The 18,606-nt window shown below is 40.7% G+C and carries 18 protein-coding genes; 13 read left to right on the top strand and 5 right to left on the bottom strand.

The genetic code is table 11. From position 1 onward, the window contains the following. The 3 genes from F3G86_RS07575 to F3G86_RS07565 form a co-directional block, all read left to right on the top strand. On the top strand, nt 1-867 hold an 867-nt coding region (locus F3G86_RS07575), incomplete at its 5' end, for a glycosyltransferase (protein WP_188116442.1). Beyond that, entirely contained in the window at nt 842-2,500 is a 1,659-nt protein-coding gene (locus F3G86_RS07570; protein ID WP_149723514.1) for a sulfatase-like hydrolase/transferase, read from the top strand. The genes F3G86_RS07575 and F3G86_RS07570, both read left to right, overlap by 26 nt. After that, nucleotides 2,497-3,243 (top strand): glycosyltransferase family 2 protein, encoded by a 747-nt coding sequence (locus F3G86_RS07565; protein WP_149723513.1) that lies wholly within the window; start codon nt 2,497-2,499, stop codon nt 3,241-3,243. Before F3G86_RS07570 ends, F3G86_RS07565 begins: the two co-directional genes overlap by 4 nt. A gap of 1 nt (nt 3,244) precedes the next feature. On the opposite strand, the gene F3G86_RS07560 is transcribed toward F3G86_RS07565, so the two are convergent. Then, nucleotides 3,245-4,180: a sugar transferase gene (locus F3G86_RS07560; protein WP_149723512.1), complete on the bottom strand. Its 936-nt coding sequence runs from the start codon at nt 4,178-4,180 to the stop codon at nt 3,245-3,247. 103 nt (nt 4,181-4,283) lie between these two features. Here F3G86_RS07560 and F3G86_RS07555 point away from each other — a divergent pair, with 103 nt between their 5' ends. Next, nucleotides 4,284-5,267: a YeiH family protein gene (locus F3G86_RS07555; protein ID WP_149723511.1), complete on the top strand. Its 984-nt coding sequence runs from the start codon at nt 4,284-4,286 to the stop codon at nt 5,265-5,267. On the opposite strand, the gene nadD is transcribed toward F3G86_RS07555, so the two are convergent. Next, entirely contained in the window at nt 5,251-6,132 is an 882-nt protein-coding gene (nadD, locus tag F3G86_RS07550) for a nicotinate (nicotinamide) nucleotide adenylyltransferase (protein WP_149723510.1), read from the bottom strand. The genes F3G86_RS07555 and nadD overlap by 17 nt on opposite strands. A 79-nt stretch (nt 6,133-6,211) precedes the next feature. On the opposite strand from nadD, the gene gap reads away from it, so the two are divergent. The 9 genes from gap (at nt 6,212) to F3G86_RS07505 (ending at nt 16,897) form a co-directional block, all read left to right on the top strand. Beyond that, complete coding sequence (gene gap, locus F3G86_RS07545; protein WP_149723509.1) at nt 6,212-7,210, top strand: type I glyceraldehyde-3-phosphate dehydrogenase; 999 nt, start codon at nt 6,212-6,214, stop codon at nt 7,208-7,210. A 16-nt stretch (nt 7,211-7,226) separates the two neighbouring features. Further along, nucleotides 7,227-8,426: a phosphoglycerate kinase gene (locus tag F3G86_RS07540; protein WP_149723508.1), complete on the top strand. Its 1,200-nt coding sequence runs from the start codon at nt 7,227-7,229 to the stop codon at nt 8,424-8,426. Between the two features lie 3 nt (nt 8,427-8,429). Next, nucleotides 8,430-9,110 carry a triose-phosphate isomerase gene (locus F3G86_RS07535; protein ID WP_149723507.1) on the top strand — a complete coding sequence of 227 codons (681 nt, stop codon included), beginning with the start codon at nt 8,430-8,432 and terminating at the stop codon, nt 9,108-9,110. Between the two features lie 167 nt (nt 9,111-9,277). Then, nucleotides 9,278-10,096 carry an enoyl-ACP reductase FabI gene (gene fabI / locus F3G86_RS07530; protein ID WP_149723506.1) on the top strand — a complete coding sequence of 273 codons (819 nt, stop codon included), beginning with the start codon at nt 9,278-9,280 and terminating at the stop codon, nt 10,094-10,096. Between the two features lie 78 nt (nt 10,097-10,174). Next, nucleotides 10,175-10,843 (top strand): DUF2625 family protein, encoded by a 669-nt coding sequence (locus tag F3G86_RS07525; RefSeq protein ID WP_149723505.1) that lies wholly within the window; start codon nt 10,175-10,177, stop codon nt 10,841-10,843. A gap of 613 nt (nt 10,844-11,456) precedes the next feature. Continuing rightward, the gene (locus tag F3G86_RS07520) at nt 11,457-12,479 is read left to right on the top strand and encodes an NADH:flavin oxidoreductase/NADH oxidase (protein ID WP_149723504.1); all 1,023 of its coding nucleotides are present in this window, start codon (nt 11,457-11,459) and stop codon (nt 12,477-12,479) included. Between the two features lie 282 nt (nt 12,480-12,761). After that, entirely contained in the window at nt 12,762-14,705 is a 1,944-nt protein-coding gene (locus F3G86_RS07515) for a TonB-dependent receptor domain-containing protein (RefSeq protein WP_223228579.1), read from the top strand. Nucleotides 14,706-14,833: 128 nt separating this feature from the next. Next, nucleotides 14,834-16,180, top strand: coding sequence for an FAD-dependent oxidoreductase (locus F3G86_RS07510; RefSeq protein WP_103608881.1), 1,347 nt, complete (start codon nt 14,834-14,836; stop codon nt 16,178-16,180). A gap of 39 nt (nt 16,181-16,219) precedes the next feature. Next, nucleotides 16,220-16,897: a DUF4272 domain-containing protein gene (locus F3G86_RS07505; protein WP_103608886.1), complete on the top strand. Its 678-nt coding sequence runs from the start codon at nt 16,220-16,222 to the stop codon at nt 16,895-16,897. Nucleotides 16,898-16,931: 34 nt separating this feature from the next. Here the strand turns inward: F3G86_RS07505 and F3G86_RS07500 are convergent, their stop codons facing one another. Genes F3G86_RS07500 through exbB form a run of 3 tightly spaced genes read right to left on the bottom strand, consistent with a single transcriptional unit; the run spans nt 16,932 to nt 18,535 of the window. Next, a complete protein-coding gene (locus tag F3G86_RS07500; RefSeq protein WP_411160690.1) occupies nt 16,932-17,762 on the bottom strand; it encodes an energy transducer TonB in 831 nt (276 codons plus the stop codon). Next, a complete protein-coding gene (exbD, locus tag F3G86_RS07495; RefSeq protein WP_149723503.1) occupies nt 17,737-18,120 on the bottom strand; it encodes a TonB system transport protein ExbD in 384 nt (127 codons plus the stop codon). Before exbD ends, F3G86_RS07500 begins: the two co-directional genes overlap by 26 nt. Beyond that, nucleotides 18,107-18,535 (bottom strand): TonB-system energizer ExbB, encoded by a 429-nt coding sequence (exbB, locus tag F3G86_RS07490; RefSeq protein ID WP_149723502.1) that lies wholly within the window; start codon nt 18,533-18,535, stop codon nt 18,107-18,109. Before exbB ends, exbD begins: the two co-directional genes overlap by 14 nt. Between the last annotated feature and the right edge of the window lie 71 nt (nt 18,536-18,606).

Below are 18,606 nucleotides of genomic sequence, written 5' to 3'. Positions count from 1 at the left end.
CTAGTAGGCTTAATTAAAAATTTAAATATAGATGTTGTCTTATCGTTTCAACACCGCTCAAACATAATAAATTGTTTATCTAAGCTAATGTTTAAAAAATTTAAAAGCATCATAAGTGAAAGAATATATACGAAAGATTTTTTTGAGCAGGATTTTAAAAAAATTTTCTTTAACAACGCCATAAAAGCACTTTACAATAAGGCCGACGCCATTACTTGCAATTCTGTAGATATTAAAGAAGGGCTTGCTCAATTTTATAATTGTGATAGGGATAAAATTACGGTTATAGAAAACGCTTATGATACTAAAAGTATTACTCGGCTCGGAAAAGAGGAGATAGAAACAGAGTTACTTCCTTTTTTTGCTGAAAAGGAGGTCATCATTAATGTTGGTAGACTGGACAAACAAAAAGGACAAGAGTATCTTATTAAAGCATTTGCAATGTTGTCAAATAGATCAAGCTACTGTCTTTTTATAATCGGAGAAGGGGTTTTGCGTGAGTATTTGGAGAGGCTGACTTCTGAACTTGGGTTAAGCGATTCTGTTTTTTTATTGGGATATAAAAAAAATCCATATAAATATCTATCTAGAGCCAATATATTTGCTTTTACATCACTATATGAAGGATATCCAAATGCGCTAGCTGAAGCGATGGTCTTTGATAATCTTAAAATCATTTCTTTTGATTTTAAGGCCGGATCAAAAGAGTTGATCGGTAATGATGAGTATGGTAAAATCGTTAGAAAGTGCGATATAGTTGGATTGTCTCAGGCGATCCTGGATGCTAAAAACAGTAAAAATGTAAAGCATAAAACTTTAAATAGTATAGAGGATTTGGTCTATGATTACAAAAAAATTATTGAGTAAATATTTGTTATTATTTTTATGTTCGCTTGTTGTTTTTGTTGGTATAAATTCGTTGAGTAATTTTGCTTTTTTTAATATTATTGATGTGTTGTATCAACCGCATGGACCTAAGGGGTTGCTAAAAGTATCAATATATGTTGCATCTTACTTATTTGTATTTGCTAATCTTATATTTATCTTATTTATGAAAAATGGTGCGACATTTAAAATTTTGATATTTGCATTATTTATTTTACTTAATGTGGATATTGTATATTATCTTATCGATAGAAATGGTACTGGAATTTCTATGCACCAAATAGTACTTGCCTATCATGAAACATCTCATATACTAGGTGCTTTTTGGGCATATTCCGGAGCAATAATAATGTCGTTACTAATATCTGTAGCTATCTTATTCGCGATAAAAATCATACGAAAATTTATAGATATTCAATTTTTCTACATTCCTATTATTATGTTGCCACTTTCACTAGTAGGTTCATATATGGTTTATAATAAATCAGCATATGCGGCGCATGAGTATCCTTTTTTTACAAAGATCCCTATGTATGTATATGCAGCTAAGCATAATGGCTATTTTGATATCAAATTTAAAGCAAGGGATGCTTTGACTATCCACCCAGATAGTGCTGCAAAATATAAGAATATTATTTTAATTGTTGATGAAAGTGTAAGAGGGGATTATCTATCTATCAATGGATTTAACATACAGACCACTCCTTTTCTTGATACATATGATAGTGTCGTTAGTTTAGGCATAGCTTCTTCTGGTGGTAACAACTCTGCGCCATCTCAATACATAATAAGAAATGGTGTTCAGATGCGAGATTTGCCAGATAATAAATTTGCCACATTGGCAATTCCCAATATATTTCAATATGCAAAAAATGCAAATTTTCACACATACTATCTAGATAGTCAGGTGGAGTATCAGCAGCTACAAAATTTTATGTCTAGCTACGATCTAGAATACATAGATGAATATTTTACTATTAAAGAGAGAAAGCCTTTTTATTATTTGGATAGAAAGCTGATACCAAAAATAAAGACAATACTATCATCAAATGATCATAATTTTATTTACATCGTGAAATATGGCTCTCATGTTCCATGGAAGATGAACTATCCAGAAAATTCAGCCACCTTTTCGCCCGTCCTTGAAAATATGGAGTCTGTTGAATTTAGCAATAGAGATAGAGCTATAAACACATATGTAAATAGTCTAAGATGGAGCATGGATGGATTCTTTAAAGAATTATTAAGCAATATCTCTTTGGATGATACGATGATTATTTATACTTCTGATCATGGGATTAACATAGCTGAGAGTGGCACAACTATGCACTATGGCATGGAGCTAAATCCACCAAAGACAACGGCAACCGTTCCTATATTACTTTTTGCAAAAGATATCACTAGCAAATATAAATTTGATAAAAATATATATAGCCATTTTATGATTTTCCCATCCGTATTGGACTTGATGGGATATGACAAAGATGTTTATCACAAATACAACTATAGTTTTTTTAGCGATAGTGTTAGTGGAGAACAAGCTAGATCTTTTTATTCTGGTAACGTCTTTGGTAATGGATATAAAAATGTATTTGACAGCAAGGGAGCACAATGAGTGTTACGATTATTATGCCGTCATATAACTCTGAAAAATTTATTGTAGAGTCGGTAGAGTCAGTTCTGGCGCAAACATATTCTAAATGGGAGCTAATAATTGTAGATGATTGTTCGCCAGATGATTCAAATAAGATAATAACAAAGTATGTTGATAGCGACTGCCGTATAAAATTAATAAAATTACAAAAAAATAGCGGACCAGCCATAGCGAGAAATATGGCAATTGAGACTGCAAATGGCAGGTATATAGCCTTTTTGGACTCCGATGATGTATGGTTGCCAAATAAGCTTGAGAAGCAAATAAAATTTATGCAAGATAATGATTTAGCTTTTACATATAGTTCGTACAAGCTTGTTGGAGAGGATAATGAGGACTTGGGTCTTTTTATCACAAAAGATAAAATTTCGTATTTCGATATGTTAAAAACATGTAGTGTAGGATGCTTAACTGCGATATATGACACAGAAAAAATAGGTAAACAATATATGCCATTGATCTTAAAAAGACAAGATTATGGATTGTGGCTAAAGATATTAAAGCTTATTGGTAAGACTATGGGTATTTTAGAGCCACTGGCTACCTATAGAATTCGTAAAAATTCAGTATCTTCAAACAAAGTAAAAGCAGCCAAATACCAGTGGAAAATTTATAGAGAGATAGAAAAACTAAGTTTTTTAAAAAGCTTATATTATTTTGCATTTTATGCCTATAATGGCATAATCAAATACAAAAATAAATAGGCTAAACTCCCTTTTTTTCAAAGATAATAGCAATAGTTTTTGCTATTATCTTTATCTCCAGCCAAAGTGACCAGTGCTTGATGTAGTAAAGATCATACATCAGTTTTTGTTTGGCGTCGTGAGTGTTTGCGCCGTAAGGGTAGTTTACCTGTGCCCAGCCGGTGATGCCAGGGCGGACGATGTGGCGTTCATTGTAGTAGGGGATCTCTTTTTCAAAGAAATTTATCCAGTATCTTCGCTCTGGCCTTGGGCCTATTAGGTGCATCTGCCCGCGAAGCACATTTATGCACTGTGGTACCTCGTCTATGCGAGTTTTACGCATAAATTCGCCAAATTCAAAGACTCTCTCATCGTTTTTGCTAGCAAATTTTGCCCCATCTTTTTCAGCATCAACTACCATCGAGCGAAATTTGATACATTCAAATTCTTTGTTGCCCAGTCCAACCCTATTTTGCAAGAAGTAAAGGCTACCAGGCGACTGCTCATCTATCTTTTTCTTTACATAAAATTTAAGCACAAAAAGCATCACAAGAAGCATCGAGCAGCTTACATAGTCGATCACGCGTTTTAAGACGTATTCAAAGGCATTATAAGGCTTGATATCGTTTAAAAAGTTTAAATTTTCACCATTTTCTGGGATGTAGCACTTTTGCAGATAAATTTCTAAAAAGCTCTCCACATTTAGAAATTTGATCTTTTTATACTTCGTCTTAAACTGCAAAAGTGTGAGAAATCTCACCAGCTTGCCATCAACTGGCTTTGCAGTATTTAGTACGATCAGCCTTTGATCGCCTGATTTTATGAGATTTTCTAGTGCGCTTCGCAAAGCTTTAGCGTCGCTATTTTCATGGGATAAAAAATTCACTTGGCCAAATTTCTTCCTAAGCTTCTCTAGCTCGAGTTTGGTGAAAGTATATTTTTCGCCAAGGATGATCATAGGCCTATCCCTTTATCTTTATTTTAAATTTGCATTATAAAATTCGTCTAATTATACCCAAACGTGCTAATTGCATTTTTAAAAAAAGAGTTAAGGTTAAAATATGTCTCATAAATTTCTTGCTGTGCTCGTTCTAGCGCTGATCTGTGCCATTTCTTTTGCGCTCTCAAACACGGCCTTGGCTAAATTTCACACTAGCCCGCTCATCATCTCGATCATTCTTGGCGCCATTTTTGCAAATCTTTTCACCAAACAAACTCAAATTTTAAAAAGTAGTGGCGTCGTGGCGATCGCTGGGAAGCAAATTTTAAGGCTAGGCATCATACTTTTTGGCTTTAACATAAGCCTTAGCGAGATCGCAAGTGTCGGTACTATTGGCGTGATATACGCAGCGTTTATGGTATTTGCGACCTTTTGCTTTGCACTTTTTACCGCCAAAGCCTTGGGGCTTAGCAAGGATAGCGCCGTGCTCATTGGCTCGGGGGCAAGTATATGCGGCGCAGCTGCTGTTATGGCTACTCAAAATGAGATAAAAGCAGACGCAAACAAGCTTGCTATCGCCATTTGCACGGTGGTACTCTTTGGGACGATTGGTATGTTTATCTATCCATTTATCGCTAAATTTCTAGCTCTCACGCCGCACCAAACTGGCTTTTTTATCGGTGGCTCACTTCACGAAGTAGCCCATGTAGTGGCAGCCTCAGCAGCATTTGATAGCGCAACAAGCAGCACCGCCGTCATCATAAAAATGCTTCGCGTCATCATGCTTGTGCCATTTTTGTTTTTGCTAAATTTCTTAAATTTAAGCCAAAATAGTGACGCCTCAAAGCTAAAGAGCATACCATGGTTTGCGCTATTTTTCCTAGTGGCGATCTGCGTTAGGTCTTTGCCATTTTTCCCTGAAAATTTGGTACAAATTTTAAAGCTCTCAGCTAGCATCTGCCTTTGCGTTGCGATGTGTGCTTTGGGGTTTGGGATAGATAGAAGTATATTTAAAGCGACGGGCAAAAAGCCATTTTTGTTAGCATTTTTTATATTTTTATGGCTTATTTGCTCATCGCTTGTCTTTGTTAAGATTCTTTGCTAGTTTTTAGCTTTTGCAAAAACTCTTCGATGTTATATTTTGCCCTGTAAGCTGGGCTTAAAAGGTGTATCAAGATGTCGCCAAGGTCCATCACGATCCAGTCAGGCGAGCTCTCTGTGCCTATAAATTTCTCTCCAAGAGGCTTAAGCTCCTCTTTTAGGTCTTCTCCTAGCGAGTAAGCGTGCCTCTCGCCAAGCGTAGTAGCGATAACTACGGCCTTTACGAAATAATCATCCCCGCTCATATCAAACACTTGTATCTCTTCAGCCTTTTTCGCGTCTAAAACCTTAACTATACTTTCGGTGCGCTCTTGCATCGATCTTTCCTGCATCTTTAATCCTTGGTAAAAATTTATAATATCATCTTTTATCTCGCTAGGCAGCTCATCAAGCCCCTTTTGGTGCCTGATCTGCGACGAGCTAACATTGACGTGCACGTCCATTTTTTGTAAATTACGTGGAATTTCTATGTGATTGCGCTTGGCGATCACAAACTGCACTAAATTTTTTAGCTCCTCGTAGCCGTGCCACTTATCAAGCGTGGCTAGGTGGTCCGCGCCTATTATGAGATAAAATTTCTCTATCTTGAATTTCTCATACAAATACTTAACCGTCTCTATGGTAGGCACTGGGCGAGCTAAATTTATCTCATAGTCTGAGATCTCGACCTTCTCTAGGCCGCCCCAAATTTCTCTTATCCACTTTAGGCGAAGCTCTGGCGGAGCTGAAAATTCGCTCTTAAAGGGACTTATAAAGGTTGGCATGATGATGAGCTTGTCGATATCAAGGCCGCTTAGTGCCATTTTCACAATGCTATCGTGTCCTAAATGAACCGGATCAAAGCTCCCGCCAAAAAGTGCTAACTTCATCTATTAAAGTGCCTTGTTTATATTTGTTTTAAAATTCTTTTTTGTAGAATTAGGCGTAATTATATCAAAAGGAGCTAAGATGTCAGTTAAAGTAGCAATAAACGGCTTTGGGCGTATCGGTAGGTGTGCCGCTCGTATTATTTTAGAGCGTGATGATGTTGAGCTTGTCGCTATTAACGACACCGCAACAAGGGATATGACTAGGTATTTGCTCAAATACGACAGCGTGCATGGCGAATTTAAGCAAGACGTTAAGGTGATAAGCGACGATTTTATAGAAGTAAATGGCAAAAAGATAAGAGTTTTTTCTACAAGAGATCTAAACGAGCTTAGCTACGCAGACTACGGCGTAGACGTGGTTTTAGAGTGCACTGGCAAGTTTTTAACCACTGAAAAATGTGAGCCATATCTTGCTCGCGGCGTCAAAAAAGTCGTCATGAGCGCTCCAGCAAAAGACGACACTGCGACATTTGTAGTTGGCGTAAATGACAATAAATACGCGGACGAAGCGATCGTCTCAAACGCAAGCTGCACCACAAACGGCCTAGCTCCAGTGGCAAAAGTGCTAAATGATAAATTTGGCATCGTAAAGGGGCTAATGACTACGATCCATGCATATACAAATGGTCAGAGCTTAGTTGATGTAAAGGCTAAAGATTTTCGCCGCTCACGCGCTGCAGCGCTAAATATCGGACCAACAACAACCGGAGCTGCAAAGGCGATCGCTAAAGTGCTCCCAGAGCTAAGCGGCAAGCTGCACGGCCAAGCAGTGCGCGTGCCAGTGGCAAACGTCTCGATGGTCGATCTAACGGCGGTTTTAAAAAGACCAGCTAGCAAAGAGGAGATAAACGAGGCATTTAGAGCGGCTGCGGAGTCAAATTTAAAGGGAATTTTATTCGTTGATGACGACTACAGAGTTAGTAGCGACTTTTGCACAAGCACCTTTAGCAGCATCGTAGCGAGCGACACCACGCAGGTTATCGCTGATGATATGGTGAAGGTTTTTGCGTGGTACGACAACGAGTGGGGCTACTCAACAAGGCTTGTTGATCTTGCTAAGATCGTGGCTACAAAGTAAATTTAAAGGGTAAAAAATGAGTGATATTTTATCGATCAACGACCTTGAGCTTAATGGTGCAAAAGTCTTTATAAGGTGCGATTTTAACGTACCTATGGACGAGTTTTTAAACATCACTGATGATCGCAGGATCCGCTCAGCGATACCAACTATCCGCTACTGCTTGGATAATGGCTGCAGCGTGGTTTTGGCTAGTCACCTCGGACGCCCAAAAAACGGCTATGAAGAGAAATTTTCACTTCAAGGCGTCGCAAAAAGGCTATCAAGGCTGCTTGATAGAGAGGTGATATTTGCTGAAGATGTGATCGGAAATGACGCTAAAGCAAAGGCTGCGGCTCTAAAGGCTGGCGAAATTTTAATGATAGAAAATTTACGCTTTGAAAAGGGCGAAACCAAAAACGATGAGGCTTTGGCAAAAGAGCTTTCAGGATTTGGCGAATTTTACATAAATGACGCATTTGGCGTTTGCCACAGAGCTCACGCATCGGTTGAAGCGATCACTAAATTTTATGATGAAAAGCACAAAGCAGCGGGATTTTTACTACAAAAAGAGATAAATTTCGCTCAAAATTTGATAAAACATCCATCACGTCCATTTGTCGCAGTCGTGGGCGGCTCAAAGGTGAGTGGCAAGCTTCAAGCCTTGCATAACCTTCTGCCACGCGTAGATAAGCTGATAATTGGTGGCGGTATGGCATTTACATTTTTAAAATCACTTGGCGAAAACATCGGAAATTCGCTCCTTGAAGAAGAGCTCATCGAAGATGCAAGGCAAATTTTACAAAAAGGCAAAGAGCTAGGAGTGAAAATTTACTTGCCAGTAGATGTCGTCGCTGCTCAGACATTTTCAGCTGAAAGTGCCGTAAAATACGTCCCAGCTCAAGAGATCCCAAACGGTTGGATGGGGCTTGACATTGGACCAGCGTCGATTAGGCTATTTAAAGAGGTCATCGCCGATGCGCAAACCATCTGGTGGAACGGACCTATGGGCGTTTTTGAGATGGATAAATTTAGCAAAGGTAGCATCAAAATGAGCCACGCTATCATCGACACTCACGCGACAACCGTCGTTGGCGGCGGCGATACGGCTGACGTGGTCGAGCGCGCAGGAGATGCCGACGAGATGACATTTATCTCGACTGGCGGTGGTGCGAGCTTGGAGCTAATAGAAGGCAAAGAGCTGCCTGGCATAAAGCCGCTTAGAAAAGAGGAGTAGGTCTTGAAATTTCTAGCGAATTTAAAGTGCAACCACACAAGAGCAAGCTTTAGAGAGTACGCGAAAATTTTAGACGAAAATTTAAGCGCAAACGACGACGTGAGCGTATTTGCTCCAGCTAGTGCCTTTGATGAAAAAAAGCATATTTTTAGGCTTGGGGCGCAGAATTTCTACCCGTGCGAGAGTGGGGCATTTACTGGCGAGATTGGCAAGGCTATGCTTGATGAATTTGGCATAAAAGATGTGCTGATCGGCCACTCTGAGAGGCGTGAAATTTTAAATGAGAGCGAGGAGTTTTTGCGAGCGAAATTTGACTTTGCCGCAAAAAATGGCTGGAATGTGATCTACTGCATCGGCGAAAATTTAAGCACAAATGAAAGCGGTGCGACCAAAGAATTTCTAAGCCGCCAGCTTGAGAACATCAACCTAGATTATAAAAATTTAGTTATTGCCTATGAGCCGATATGGGCGATAGGAACCGGCAAGAGCGCTAGCATAGAGCAGATAGATGAGGTGCTAAGTTTTTTAAAGACAAAGGCAAATGTGCCGCTACTTTACGGCGGAAGCGTCAATGCAGCAAACATCACTGATATCGCAGGTATAAAAAGCTGCGATGGGGTTTTGGTAGGCACAGCCAGCTGGGATGCGAATAATTTTTTAAATTTGATACGCGTTGTCTCGTGAGCGCTTTTTAATGAGTTCGAAATTTTAAGTCTGCGACAGGCTATTTGCCTAGTCTGGACCTAAAATTTCTACACAACATTAAAATTCATCTCACGATACCGCCGCTATTAAATTTGGTTTAAAATTTAAATATCGCTTAAAAGCCAAACAAAATAAAAGGAGAAATGATGATACTAAAAGGTAAAAAAGGTCTAATCGTAGGCGTCGCTAATGCTAAATCAATAGCTTACGGCATCGCAAAAGCTTGTCACGACCAAGGTGCGCAGATGGCATTTACATACCTAAATGACGCTCTTAAAAAGCGTGTAGAGCCAATCGCTGAGGAGTTTGGTAGCAAATTTGTCTACGAGCTTGATGTAAATAACCAAGCTCACCTTGACGGGCTTGCAAATCAAATCAAAAAAGACCTTGGCGAGATCGATTTTGTCGTACACGCTGTGGCTTACGCACCAAAAGAAGCGCTTGAGGGCGAGTTTGTAAATACCACAAAAGAGGCATTTGACATAGCGATGGGCACTAGCGTTTATTCGCTGCTAAGCCTTACTCGCGCGATCCTACCGGTGCTAAAAGAGGGCGGCTCGGTGCTAACTCTTACATATCTTGGCGGACCAAAATTTGTGCCACACTACAACGTCATGGGCGTTGCCAAAGCAGCACTTGAAAGCTCAGTTCGCTACCTAGCACACGACCTTGGCGCTAAAAATATCCGTGTAAATGCGATCAGCGCAGGTCCTATCAAGACGCTTGCCGCAAGCGGTATAGGCGACTTTAGGATGATTTTACGCTACAACGAAGTAAATAGCCCGCTAAAACGCAACGTCACCACTGAAGACGTCGGCAACAGCGCTATGTACCTGCTTAGCGACCTAGCTAGCGGCGTAACAGGCGAGGTTCATTACGTAGATTGCGGCTACAACATCATGGGCATGGGCGACGTGGCTACCGACGCCGAGGGCAACACTATCCTAGCTTGGGACGCAAAATAATCTACTGATATAAATTTGGCGGGGAGGCTCGCCAAATTCTTCTTTTAAATTTCACCAAATTTATCGCAAGGACAGAAAATGAGAGCTTTAGACGAGCTTATAGATACAAATGAGCCAGGCTGGGCGCTGATCGAAGAGTGGCTAAAAGAGGCCAAAAACGACTATGAAATTTTGCCTCGCGATGAGAGCAGGGCGCAAAGCGAGCTTCTAGGGCTTCAAGTCACCACTCGATCGCCGATGGGAGCGCTTGTTTATGGGTGCGGCGGCATAGTGATAGATGGCGGTTGGCTGCGCCTAATTGGCTCAGGATGTGAGCAGATGAAGCGCGGAATTTACAGCTTTAACCTTGGCAAAAGCTTTAGCGAAGCAGGGCAGATGCCTAGCTATTTGCTCGTGGCGGATGATGTTTTGGGCGGATTTTTCGTGGTAAATGGCGGCGCCTTTGGTGGCAAAGCTGGCAACGTCTTTTACTACGCACCAGATAGCGGCAAATGGGAAGATACGCAGCTTGGCTACTCGCAGTTTTTATACTGGGCGCTAAGTGGGGATATATCTAAATTTTACGAGCTTTACCGCTGGGATGGCTGGCGAGATGATGTAAGAAATTTTAGCCTTGATAAGGTGATGTTTGCACTACCACCACTTCTTTGGCAAGACGCCGACATAAGGCTAAGGCTAAAAGATATGAAAAAAGATGGCGTTAATATCGATGAGTATTTTGCTTCTTTGTTTAAGGGCGAGAAATAGATAAATTTTTAGTAGTCTTTACAAATTTTAAAATCTTACTCACTCGCCTTAGCAGACTACTAAATTTAGGTCTCGCAAAGCTCACCACTAAATTTAGAGCCGTGATATGCTCGTTCATAAATTTTAAAATTTGCTCGAGTTTCTAACCGCATGCAGTGCAAAGCACTAAAGCATGCTACCTCTAACGTGCGAGGGGTTTGAGGGATATAAAGGGAGATAAGGGGACGGCTTCGTAATTCAAGTCCCCTTGTCTTCCTTTTGAAGAAAAGCTTTTAAATTTAAAGTCCATTTTTCAAAAAAAGAAAACACACTATTTTGCAAATTTTAAAATTCCATTCACTCGCAAGAATTGACTACTAAAATTTGGCTTCGCTTGCAGCTTAGCTCAAATTTTAGAGCCGAAATTACTCGTTCATGAAATTTTAAAATTTACTAAGCACTTACCTAATTTGACAAAGTAAATTCATAAATTTAAAACCTTGCTTGCTCGTTTGAGCAGGTTTTTAAATTTAAAATTTACTAAACACTTTTGTAGTCGCAAGAAGTAAATTTCTACATATCCAAGAATTTAAACAAATATCCTAAAATAATCAAAAAATTTAAAGGAAATTTCATGCAAAGTAAGCTTTTTGCGCCGCTTAAGATAGGTGGCATCGAGATCAAAAACCGCATTATTATGGCTCCGATGTGTATGTACGAGGTCAAAAAAGATGATGGTCGTCCAAGGTGCTTTCACAAGCTTCACTACGCTACAAGGGCGATCGGTGGTGTCGGCATGATCATTGTTGAGGCGACAGCTGTGGAGGCGCGCGGCAGGATCACCAAAAAAGACCTTGGGCTTTGGAGTGACGAGCAGATCGAGGCTCACGCGGAGCTGGTAAAAGGCTGCAGTAAATACGGCGCCAAAATGGCCATCCAGCTAGCTCACGCTGGCAGAAAGGGCACTTGTGAGGGCATCATCGCGCCAAGTGCTATCAAATTTAGCGATGAATATGCCACGCCAAAAGAGATGAGCACAGAGGATATCGCAAGCGTTAAGCAAAGCTTTGTGGAGGCGGCCATTAGGGCAAAGAGCGCAGGATACGAGGCTGTGGAGATACACGCAGCGCATGGATATTTGATAAATCAATTTTTATGTGCTGGCACAAATAAGCGAAGTGACGAATACGGCGGTTCTTTTGAAAACCGCATAAGGCTGCTGCTTGAAATTTTAAGAGAAATCAAAGCTGGCGCTAATATCGCAGTTGGCGTGAGGATAAGTGCAAGTAGCTGGCTTAAGGGCGACTGGGACGTAGAAGATAGCGTAAAGCTCGCACGTGAGCTAGAGAAAAATGGAGCTGACTTCATTCACGTCTCAGCTGGCGGAGTCTATGCAAAGGTTGATAGCGCGCCTAAATTTACGCCTCTTTATCAGGCTGGCTATGCAAAAGCTGTGAAAAATGCAGTTAATATCCCAGTCTTTGCAGTCGGTCTCATCACAAAGGCAAGCGAGTGCGAGGCGCTGCTACTTGGCGATGTTTGCGATGGTGTGGCGCTTGGCAGGGAGCTGCTTAGAAATCCTTACTTTGCTTTTGGCGCCATGAAAGAATTTGGCGAAAGCGAAAAAATAGAAAACGCCTACAAAAGGGCATACTAAGATTTTATGGCAAGGTGAGAGCCTTGCCAAATTTCATTTTTCTTAAATAAAATCACTAGAATTTGCTTACTATTTTTCTACATTAATAAATCAAAATTTCTATATTTATAGCTATAAAATCGCATATATTTTAAATTTTTACCTGAAATTTATATTTAAAATTATAATATTCAATTTCAAAATTAGACTATAAACTAAAATAGTAATTTTAATAATCAAACTAGGAGGAGAGATGAGGTTTAAGGGCTTATTTAAGCTCTCTCTTGCAGCAAGCGTGGCAGTTTGTGCAAACGCAGCAGACGCGTGCTAAGCGGTGTTGAGGTGACAAGTAGCAGCGGTGGATACGGCGTTGATGATATCAAAATTTCAACTAGAAACGCTGGCCTAGCAAAAGACGTGATGAGGGACATCCCTGGCGTCTATGTGGGCGGCACAAACGGCATGAATCAAAAAATTTATATGAGAGGCGTAAGTGACCGCGGTCTAAATATCACGATAGATGGCGCAAAACAAAATGGAAACACGTTTCACCATAACGCCGACTTGCTGATCGACCCTGATCTCATAAAGGCAATAGACGTCGAGGTTGGCTCAAGATCGGTCGTAAATGGCTCTGGCGCGCTTGGTGGCTCAGTCGCCTTTAAAACGGTCGATGCAAAAGACTTGCTAGAAAGCGGCGAGAAGATCGGTGCAAAGATAAAGACTGGATACGCCTCAAATAACAGCGAATTTTCTCAAGGTCTTATGCTCTTTACTGCCCCAGTTGAAGGGCTTGACTTTATAGCAGCTATTAATCACAAGGGCTATGACTATGGCAAAAGTGGTAATAAAAGAAAGATAGGTGGCGACGGAAACGACCTTAGCTATCTTTTAAAGCTTGGTTATAGCTTCCTTGATGCGCATAGAATTTCTATCTCAAGAGAACATAATGAATTTAAAGGCATGTATCCAATGAGAGCCGAGTTTGGCAGCTGGTATACTGGGCAATATCCTGTTGATAACCGAAAATATGAACGTGATACTACAACGCTAAAATATGAGTATAAGCCTAGCGATCTTCTAAATTTAGATGTAACGGTATACAATACCGAGCACAAAAAAGATGACCCAGTCTTAAAAATTTTGGGTGTAAAGACAAATGGTATAAATGCAAAGGCTAAAAGCGTAGTCGAGAGTGGTGCTTTGACACAGACGCTTAGATACGGCGCTGAGTTTTACCAAAGTAAAAATTTCAACAAACCAGACAATCACTACCCAGAAAAGGTAAATAACTACTCAATATACGCAGAAGATGCGCTAAATTTTAGTTCGCTAACTGTTACTCCAGGCATTAGATATACGCACCATGAGCTAAAAAGCTACGACGGCAGAGCTGGAAATGTAAAGAGCTACACATATAAATTTAATGAATTTACCCCAGCGCTTGCGCTTGATTATGAGATCATTAAAGGGCTTAACGCATTTGTAAGCTATGCAAGAGTCTTTAGAGGGCCTGATGTCATGGAGTCTATGTATGCTAGTAGAGCAAAAAATTTTGAAGCAAATAAAGATCTAAAAGCAACGACTGGTAATAGCTATGAAACTGGTCTTAAATATCATGGCGATATAAATGAAGCTAGCTCATATAGCTTATCTGCAAAATACTTCATGACAAAATATAAAAATTTAATAGTCGATAACAACGCAGCAGGTGGTGGTGTAAATCAAACTCTAGTCAGGATAAACGCTGGTGGGGCTGATATAAATGGCGTTGAACTACTTGCAAGGCTAAATTTAGACGCACTAAGCCTAGCTGCTAGCTACACTCATCAAAAGGTAAAATACAAAGATAGGGTCGCTAAACCAAATGGCAGCTACTACACCTCAAACATCATCGGCTACCGAGATCAGGGCGATAAATACACATTTAACGCCGAGTACGCATTTTCAAGGATCGATACGCTAATAGGCTACAACCTAATCTACTTTGCATCAAAAAACACCATCTCAGCTGGCGATAATGAAAATGTCAAGATACCAAGCTACGCAGTTAGCGACATCTACGCTACCTATGCGCCAAGTAGCGGTAAATTTAAAGGGCTTGAGATAAATGCTGGAATTTACAACCTCTTTAACAAGGCATACGCTTCGCAGTCTCAAAGAACGGCTGACTATACAGGCGATCCAAACTACGTAGACTGGGAGCCAGGTAGAAATTTCAAAGTAAATGTCTCTTATAAATTTTAGCTTTATGGCAAGGTGAAAGCCTTGCCAAATTTCACTTTTACACAGCCTATTTTTCACACCTCGCTTTTTGCTGTTTGATTTAAATTTAATATAGTATCATTTGTGCAACTAAACTTTCAGGGGAGAAAATGAGGCAAAAGCACTTTGAAGTGGCAATTGTTGGAGCGGGCATTAGCGGGACGGCACTCTTTTACGAGTTGGCTGCATTTAGCGATATAAAAAAGGTCGCACTTTTAGAAAAATATGACGGCGTAGCGACGCTAAATTCAAGCGGCAAGGGAAACTCACAGACCATCCACTGCGGCGATATCGAGACAAACTACACGCTAGAAAAGGCAAAAAAGGTCTCACAAGTGGCAAATATGCCAGTAAGATACGCCCTAAAATACAACTTAGAGGGCAAATATATGTTTGCTCATCAAAAGATGACGCTAGCCATCGGAGATGTCGAAGTAGAGCGCATCAAGGAGCGATATGAGAGCTTTAAAGAGCTGTTTGCTTATCTTGAAATTTATGACAAAGAGAAGCTAAAGCAGATCGAGCCAAACGTTGTTTTTGACGCAAATGGCAATGAGCGCCCAGAAAATATCATCGCCATTGGCACGCAAAATGGCCAGTATACGACGATGGACTTTGGTGGCGTGGCAAATTCGCTCGTTCAAAATGCGCTAAATTTAGGCGGAGATGGCTATGAGATCAGCCTAAGCTCAGAAGTGACTGATATGAAAAAGGTGGGCGATACCTTTCACATCAAGATAAATGAGGGCGAAGTGATCACCGCAAACTACGTCGTAGTCGATGCTGGAGCGCACTCGTTATTTCTAGCTCACAAGATGGGTTATGGGCTACATCTTAGCACGCTGCCAGTTGCTGGAAGCTTTTACTTTGCTAACAAGCGCCTACTAAACGGCAAAGTCTATATGGTGCAAAACGACAAGCTACCATTTGCCGCACTCCACGGCGACCCAGATATCCTAGCTAATGGCAACACTCGCTTTGGCCCAACAGCCCTTGTCATACCAAAGCTTGAGAGATTTCACGGAAGTTCTAGCTTTTTTGACTTCTTAAAGTGCTTAAAATTTGACAAAAACGTCCTTGAAGTCTTTACAAATTTACTAAAAGACGAGGACATAAGGTCATATATACTAAGAAATTTCTTGTTTGAAGTGCCACTTATCAACAAAAAAGAATTTGTTAAAGACGCTAGAAAGATCGTGCCAAGCCTAAGCGAAAATGACCTAAGTTACGCTGTAAATTTTGGTGGCGTAAGGCCGCAGGTGATCGACCGCAATAAAAAAAGACTAGAGCTTGGCGAGGGCAAGATCAGCACAGGCGAGGGCATAAGCTTTAACATGACGCCAAGCCCAGGGGCTACTAGCTGTTTTGAGACGGCGAGGGCTGATATGGATGAGATTTGTAAATTTTTGGGCAAAAATTTCGACGAAGAGAAATTTAATGCCGAGTTTTTTGGGTAGGAAATGGGAGTGTTTGATATTTTTAAAGGAGGTGCGGATATGCCAAAAACAGCACAACAAAGAAAAGATGAGAGCATAAAAATTTTAAAGCAAGAGGGCGTAGCAGTGCTTGAGAGCTTGCCGCTTCGCTATGAAAATAGCGAGGTTACGCCAAGAGATATTGACGAGATAATAAAGCGCGCAGTTTGCTCATTTACAGCGATCATGTGTGCTTGCACGATCCGTGATGAGGGCTCTTTGGGCGAAGAAAATATGGCGTGGGCAAAGAGCTTTTTGGGTGAGGCTTACGACGGACTAAGCGTAAAAGAAAAAGAGGTCGTTGAAGACAGAGCCGATATGGACACGGCTGTGAATATGGGCTGGAAATATGAGTCGCTTTGGATCTTGCTTTGGGCGCTTGGCATAGCCGAAGATATCGGCGATATGGATAAGATTTGCGACTGCGAGTTTGTGATGAATGTCTTTAAAGAGGGCGGGCTAAAAAGCCGCTCAAAGCTTCGCAGTATGGATGAAATTTTAAGCAAGCTTGATCTAGTTTATCGCTACCACTGGGCGTGCGTAAATGCAAGAGTAAATGGCACAAAGGCGGCTGGACTTGACGAAGAGGTCGTTATGGAGAGGCGAGCAGGGCTTGAGTGGCTATGCTGCAAAGGGCAGGAAAATGACGACTTGAGCGCTAAGTTTAACTGCTGGGACTATCCTGATCTAAACACTTGATATAAGAAATTTTAAGCTCAAATGAGCTTAAAATTTATCTTAATGTAAATGCTATAGGAAAGCGAAGATAACGAGCTTCTTTTGGCTTTGGAAACTCAGAGATTGCTTTTTTGACATTTTCTAAAGCACCGTTGTCAAGCGACTCAAAGCCTGAACTCTTAGTAACCTTTAGCTCGTCTATACTGCCGTCTGTTTTAAGCAAAAATCTAACTTCAACAACGCCTTGGTGCTTCATCCTTCTAGCGTTATTTGGGTAGCTTTTATACTTTTTCACAGCTGCTATGACCTTGCTAAAGTCCTCATCGCTTTGTGCGTTTGATAAATTTAGTTCTTGCGCTACTTTTTGAGCAGGAGCTGAGGCGATAGATTTGTTATTTGCTGGTAAATTTGAATTTACAGCAGGTGCTGGAGTCGCGGTAGGAGCTGGCGCAGTGATAGCAGGCGTTGGCTCCACCTTTGGCTCGGTTTTAGGTTCAGGGCGGGGCTCAGACTTTGGCAGTGGCTTTTTCTCCACTTTTTTTGGCTCTAGTTTAGGCTTTTCTATCTTTTTTGGCTCTGGTTTTGGTAGTGGCTTTGGCTCTACCTTTGGCTCAGGCTTGGGCTCTGGTTTTGGTGGCTGGGGCGGTGGCGGTGGAGCTGGGGGTGTTGGCTCTGGTATTAGCACTTGTTCGCTTATCTGCGGAGCCGTAGTTTGCGGCACTGGAGTAAAAGAATTTAGAGCTATTTTTATAGGTTTTTGCTCGCCTATCTTTATCTCACTAAAATTATGTGAAAGCAAGAAATAAGCCACCGCTGCATGCACTATCGCTGATACCGCTAGGCCGCTATAGTTTGAAATTTTACTCAGAGATTGTTTGGATTGCAAAGTTTTCGTGACCTTTTTCTTTTAAGATATCAATTACTTTGACAAAGCTGTCAAATTTAGCGTTTTTGTCGCTTTTTAGTTCGATTAAGGTTTTTATATCCACAGCATTTAGCTTATCTTTCAGCTCATTTTCTGAAATTTCTGCATCATCTATGAAAAATTTATTATCTTTATCGATAACGACACTCACTTTTTTCTCATCCTCTTTATCCTGCTGTGCGCTTTTAGCACTTGGTAGATCGACTGCGATCTTGCTTTGGGCGATAAAGGTCGAGATGCTTAGCACGATGGCAAGCAAAACGAGCATGATGTCGATAAATGGGACGATATTTAGCCCATCTTTTTTATTTAGACGCATTTTCGGCCTTGTATCTATTTATCATGACATCGACTTTTCTAACAAAGCCGTTATAGATCATGAGCGTCGGGATCGCCACAAGTAGGCCAAATGCGGTCGCTTTTAGCGCTAAAGATAGGCCGATCATGATACTTTTTGTATCGATGCCACCAGCCATACCCATGTCATAAAATGTGATCATGATGCCAGCGACCGTGCCAAGAAGCCCGATATATGGAGCATTAGAGTAGATGATGTAAAGTGTGGTTAAATTTTTTGTCAGCGCTTCATCAAGCTCTTCGATGTTTTTGTAGCTATTTATATCGACGCGTGAGTAAAAAATGATACGCTCGATCGTATACCAAAGCACAAAAAAGCTCATAATGCCCAAAATACCGATGATTACATAGTCAATGTTATGTTTTAAAAGTTCCATAATGCCTCTTATTTTTAAAATTTGAGCGTGATTATAACTATATTGATAGTTAATGTCAAATATATTGTAAA

It is taken from the genome of Campylobacter concisus, assembly GCF_902460595.1.
Taxonomy (GTDB): domain Bacteria; phylum Campylobacterota; class Campylobacteria; order Campylobacterales; family Campylobacteraceae; genus Campylobacter_A; species Campylobacter_A concisus_BL.
This window is presented reverse-complemented; position numbering and strand designations above follow the sequence as displayed.

Excerpts from the sequence above, each read along its gene's own strand:
- F3G86_RS07570 (WP_149723514.1), top strand. The coding sequence starts at position 842 with ATGATTACAAAAAAATTATTGAGTAAATATTTGTTATTATTTTTATGT.
- F3G86_RS07565 (WP_149723513.1), top strand. The coding sequence starts at position 2,497 with ATGAGTGTTACGATTATTATGCCGTCATATAACTCTGAAAAATTTATT.
- F3G86_RS07560 (WP_149723512.1), bottom strand. The coding sequence starts at position 4,180 with ATGATCATCCTTGGCGAAAAATATACTTTCACCAAACTCGAGCTAGAG.
- F3G86_RS07555 (WP_149723511.1), top strand. The coding sequence starts at position 4,284 with ATGTCTCATAAATTTCTTGCTGTGCTCGTTCTAGCGCTGATCTGTGCC.
- nadD (WP_149723510.1), bottom strand. The coding sequence starts at position 6,132 with ATGAAGTTAGCACTTTTTGGCGGGAGCTTTGATCCGGTTCATTTAGGA.
- gap (WP_149723509.1), top strand. The coding sequence starts at position 6,212 with ATGTCAGTTAAAGTAGCAATAAACGGCTTTGGGCGTATCGGTAGGTGT.
- F3G86_RS07540 (WP_149723508.1), top strand. The coding sequence starts at position 7,227 with ATGAGTGATATTTTATCGATCAACGACCTTGAGCTTAATGGTGCAAAA.
- fabI (WP_149723506.1), top strand. The coding sequence starts at position 9,278 with ATGATACTAAAAGGTAAAAAAGGTCTAATCGTAGGCGTCGCTAATGCT.
- F3G86_RS07525 (WP_149723505.1), top strand. The coding sequence starts at position 10,175 with ATGAGAGCTTTAGACGAGCTTATAGATACAAATGAGCCAGGCTGGGCG.
- F3G86_RS07520 (WP_149723504.1), top strand. The coding sequence starts at position 11,457 with ATGCAAAGTAAGCTTTTTGCGCCGCTTAAGATAGGTGGCATCGAGATC.
- F3G86_RS07510 (WP_103608881.1), top strand. The coding sequence starts at position 14,834 with ATGAGGCAAAAGCACTTTGAAGTGGCAATTGTTGGAGCGGGCATTAGC.
- F3G86_RS07505 (WP_103608886.1), top strand. The coding sequence starts at position 16,220 with ATGCCAAAAACAGCACAACAAAGAAAAGATGAGAGCATAAAAATTTTA.
- exbD (WP_149723503.1), bottom strand. The coding sequence starts at position 18,120 with ATGCGTCTAAATAAAAAAGATGGGCTAAATATCGTCCCATTTATCGAC.
- exbB (WP_149723502.1), bottom strand. The coding sequence starts at position 18,535 with ATGGAACTTTTAAAACATAACATTGACTATGTAATCATCGGTATTTTG.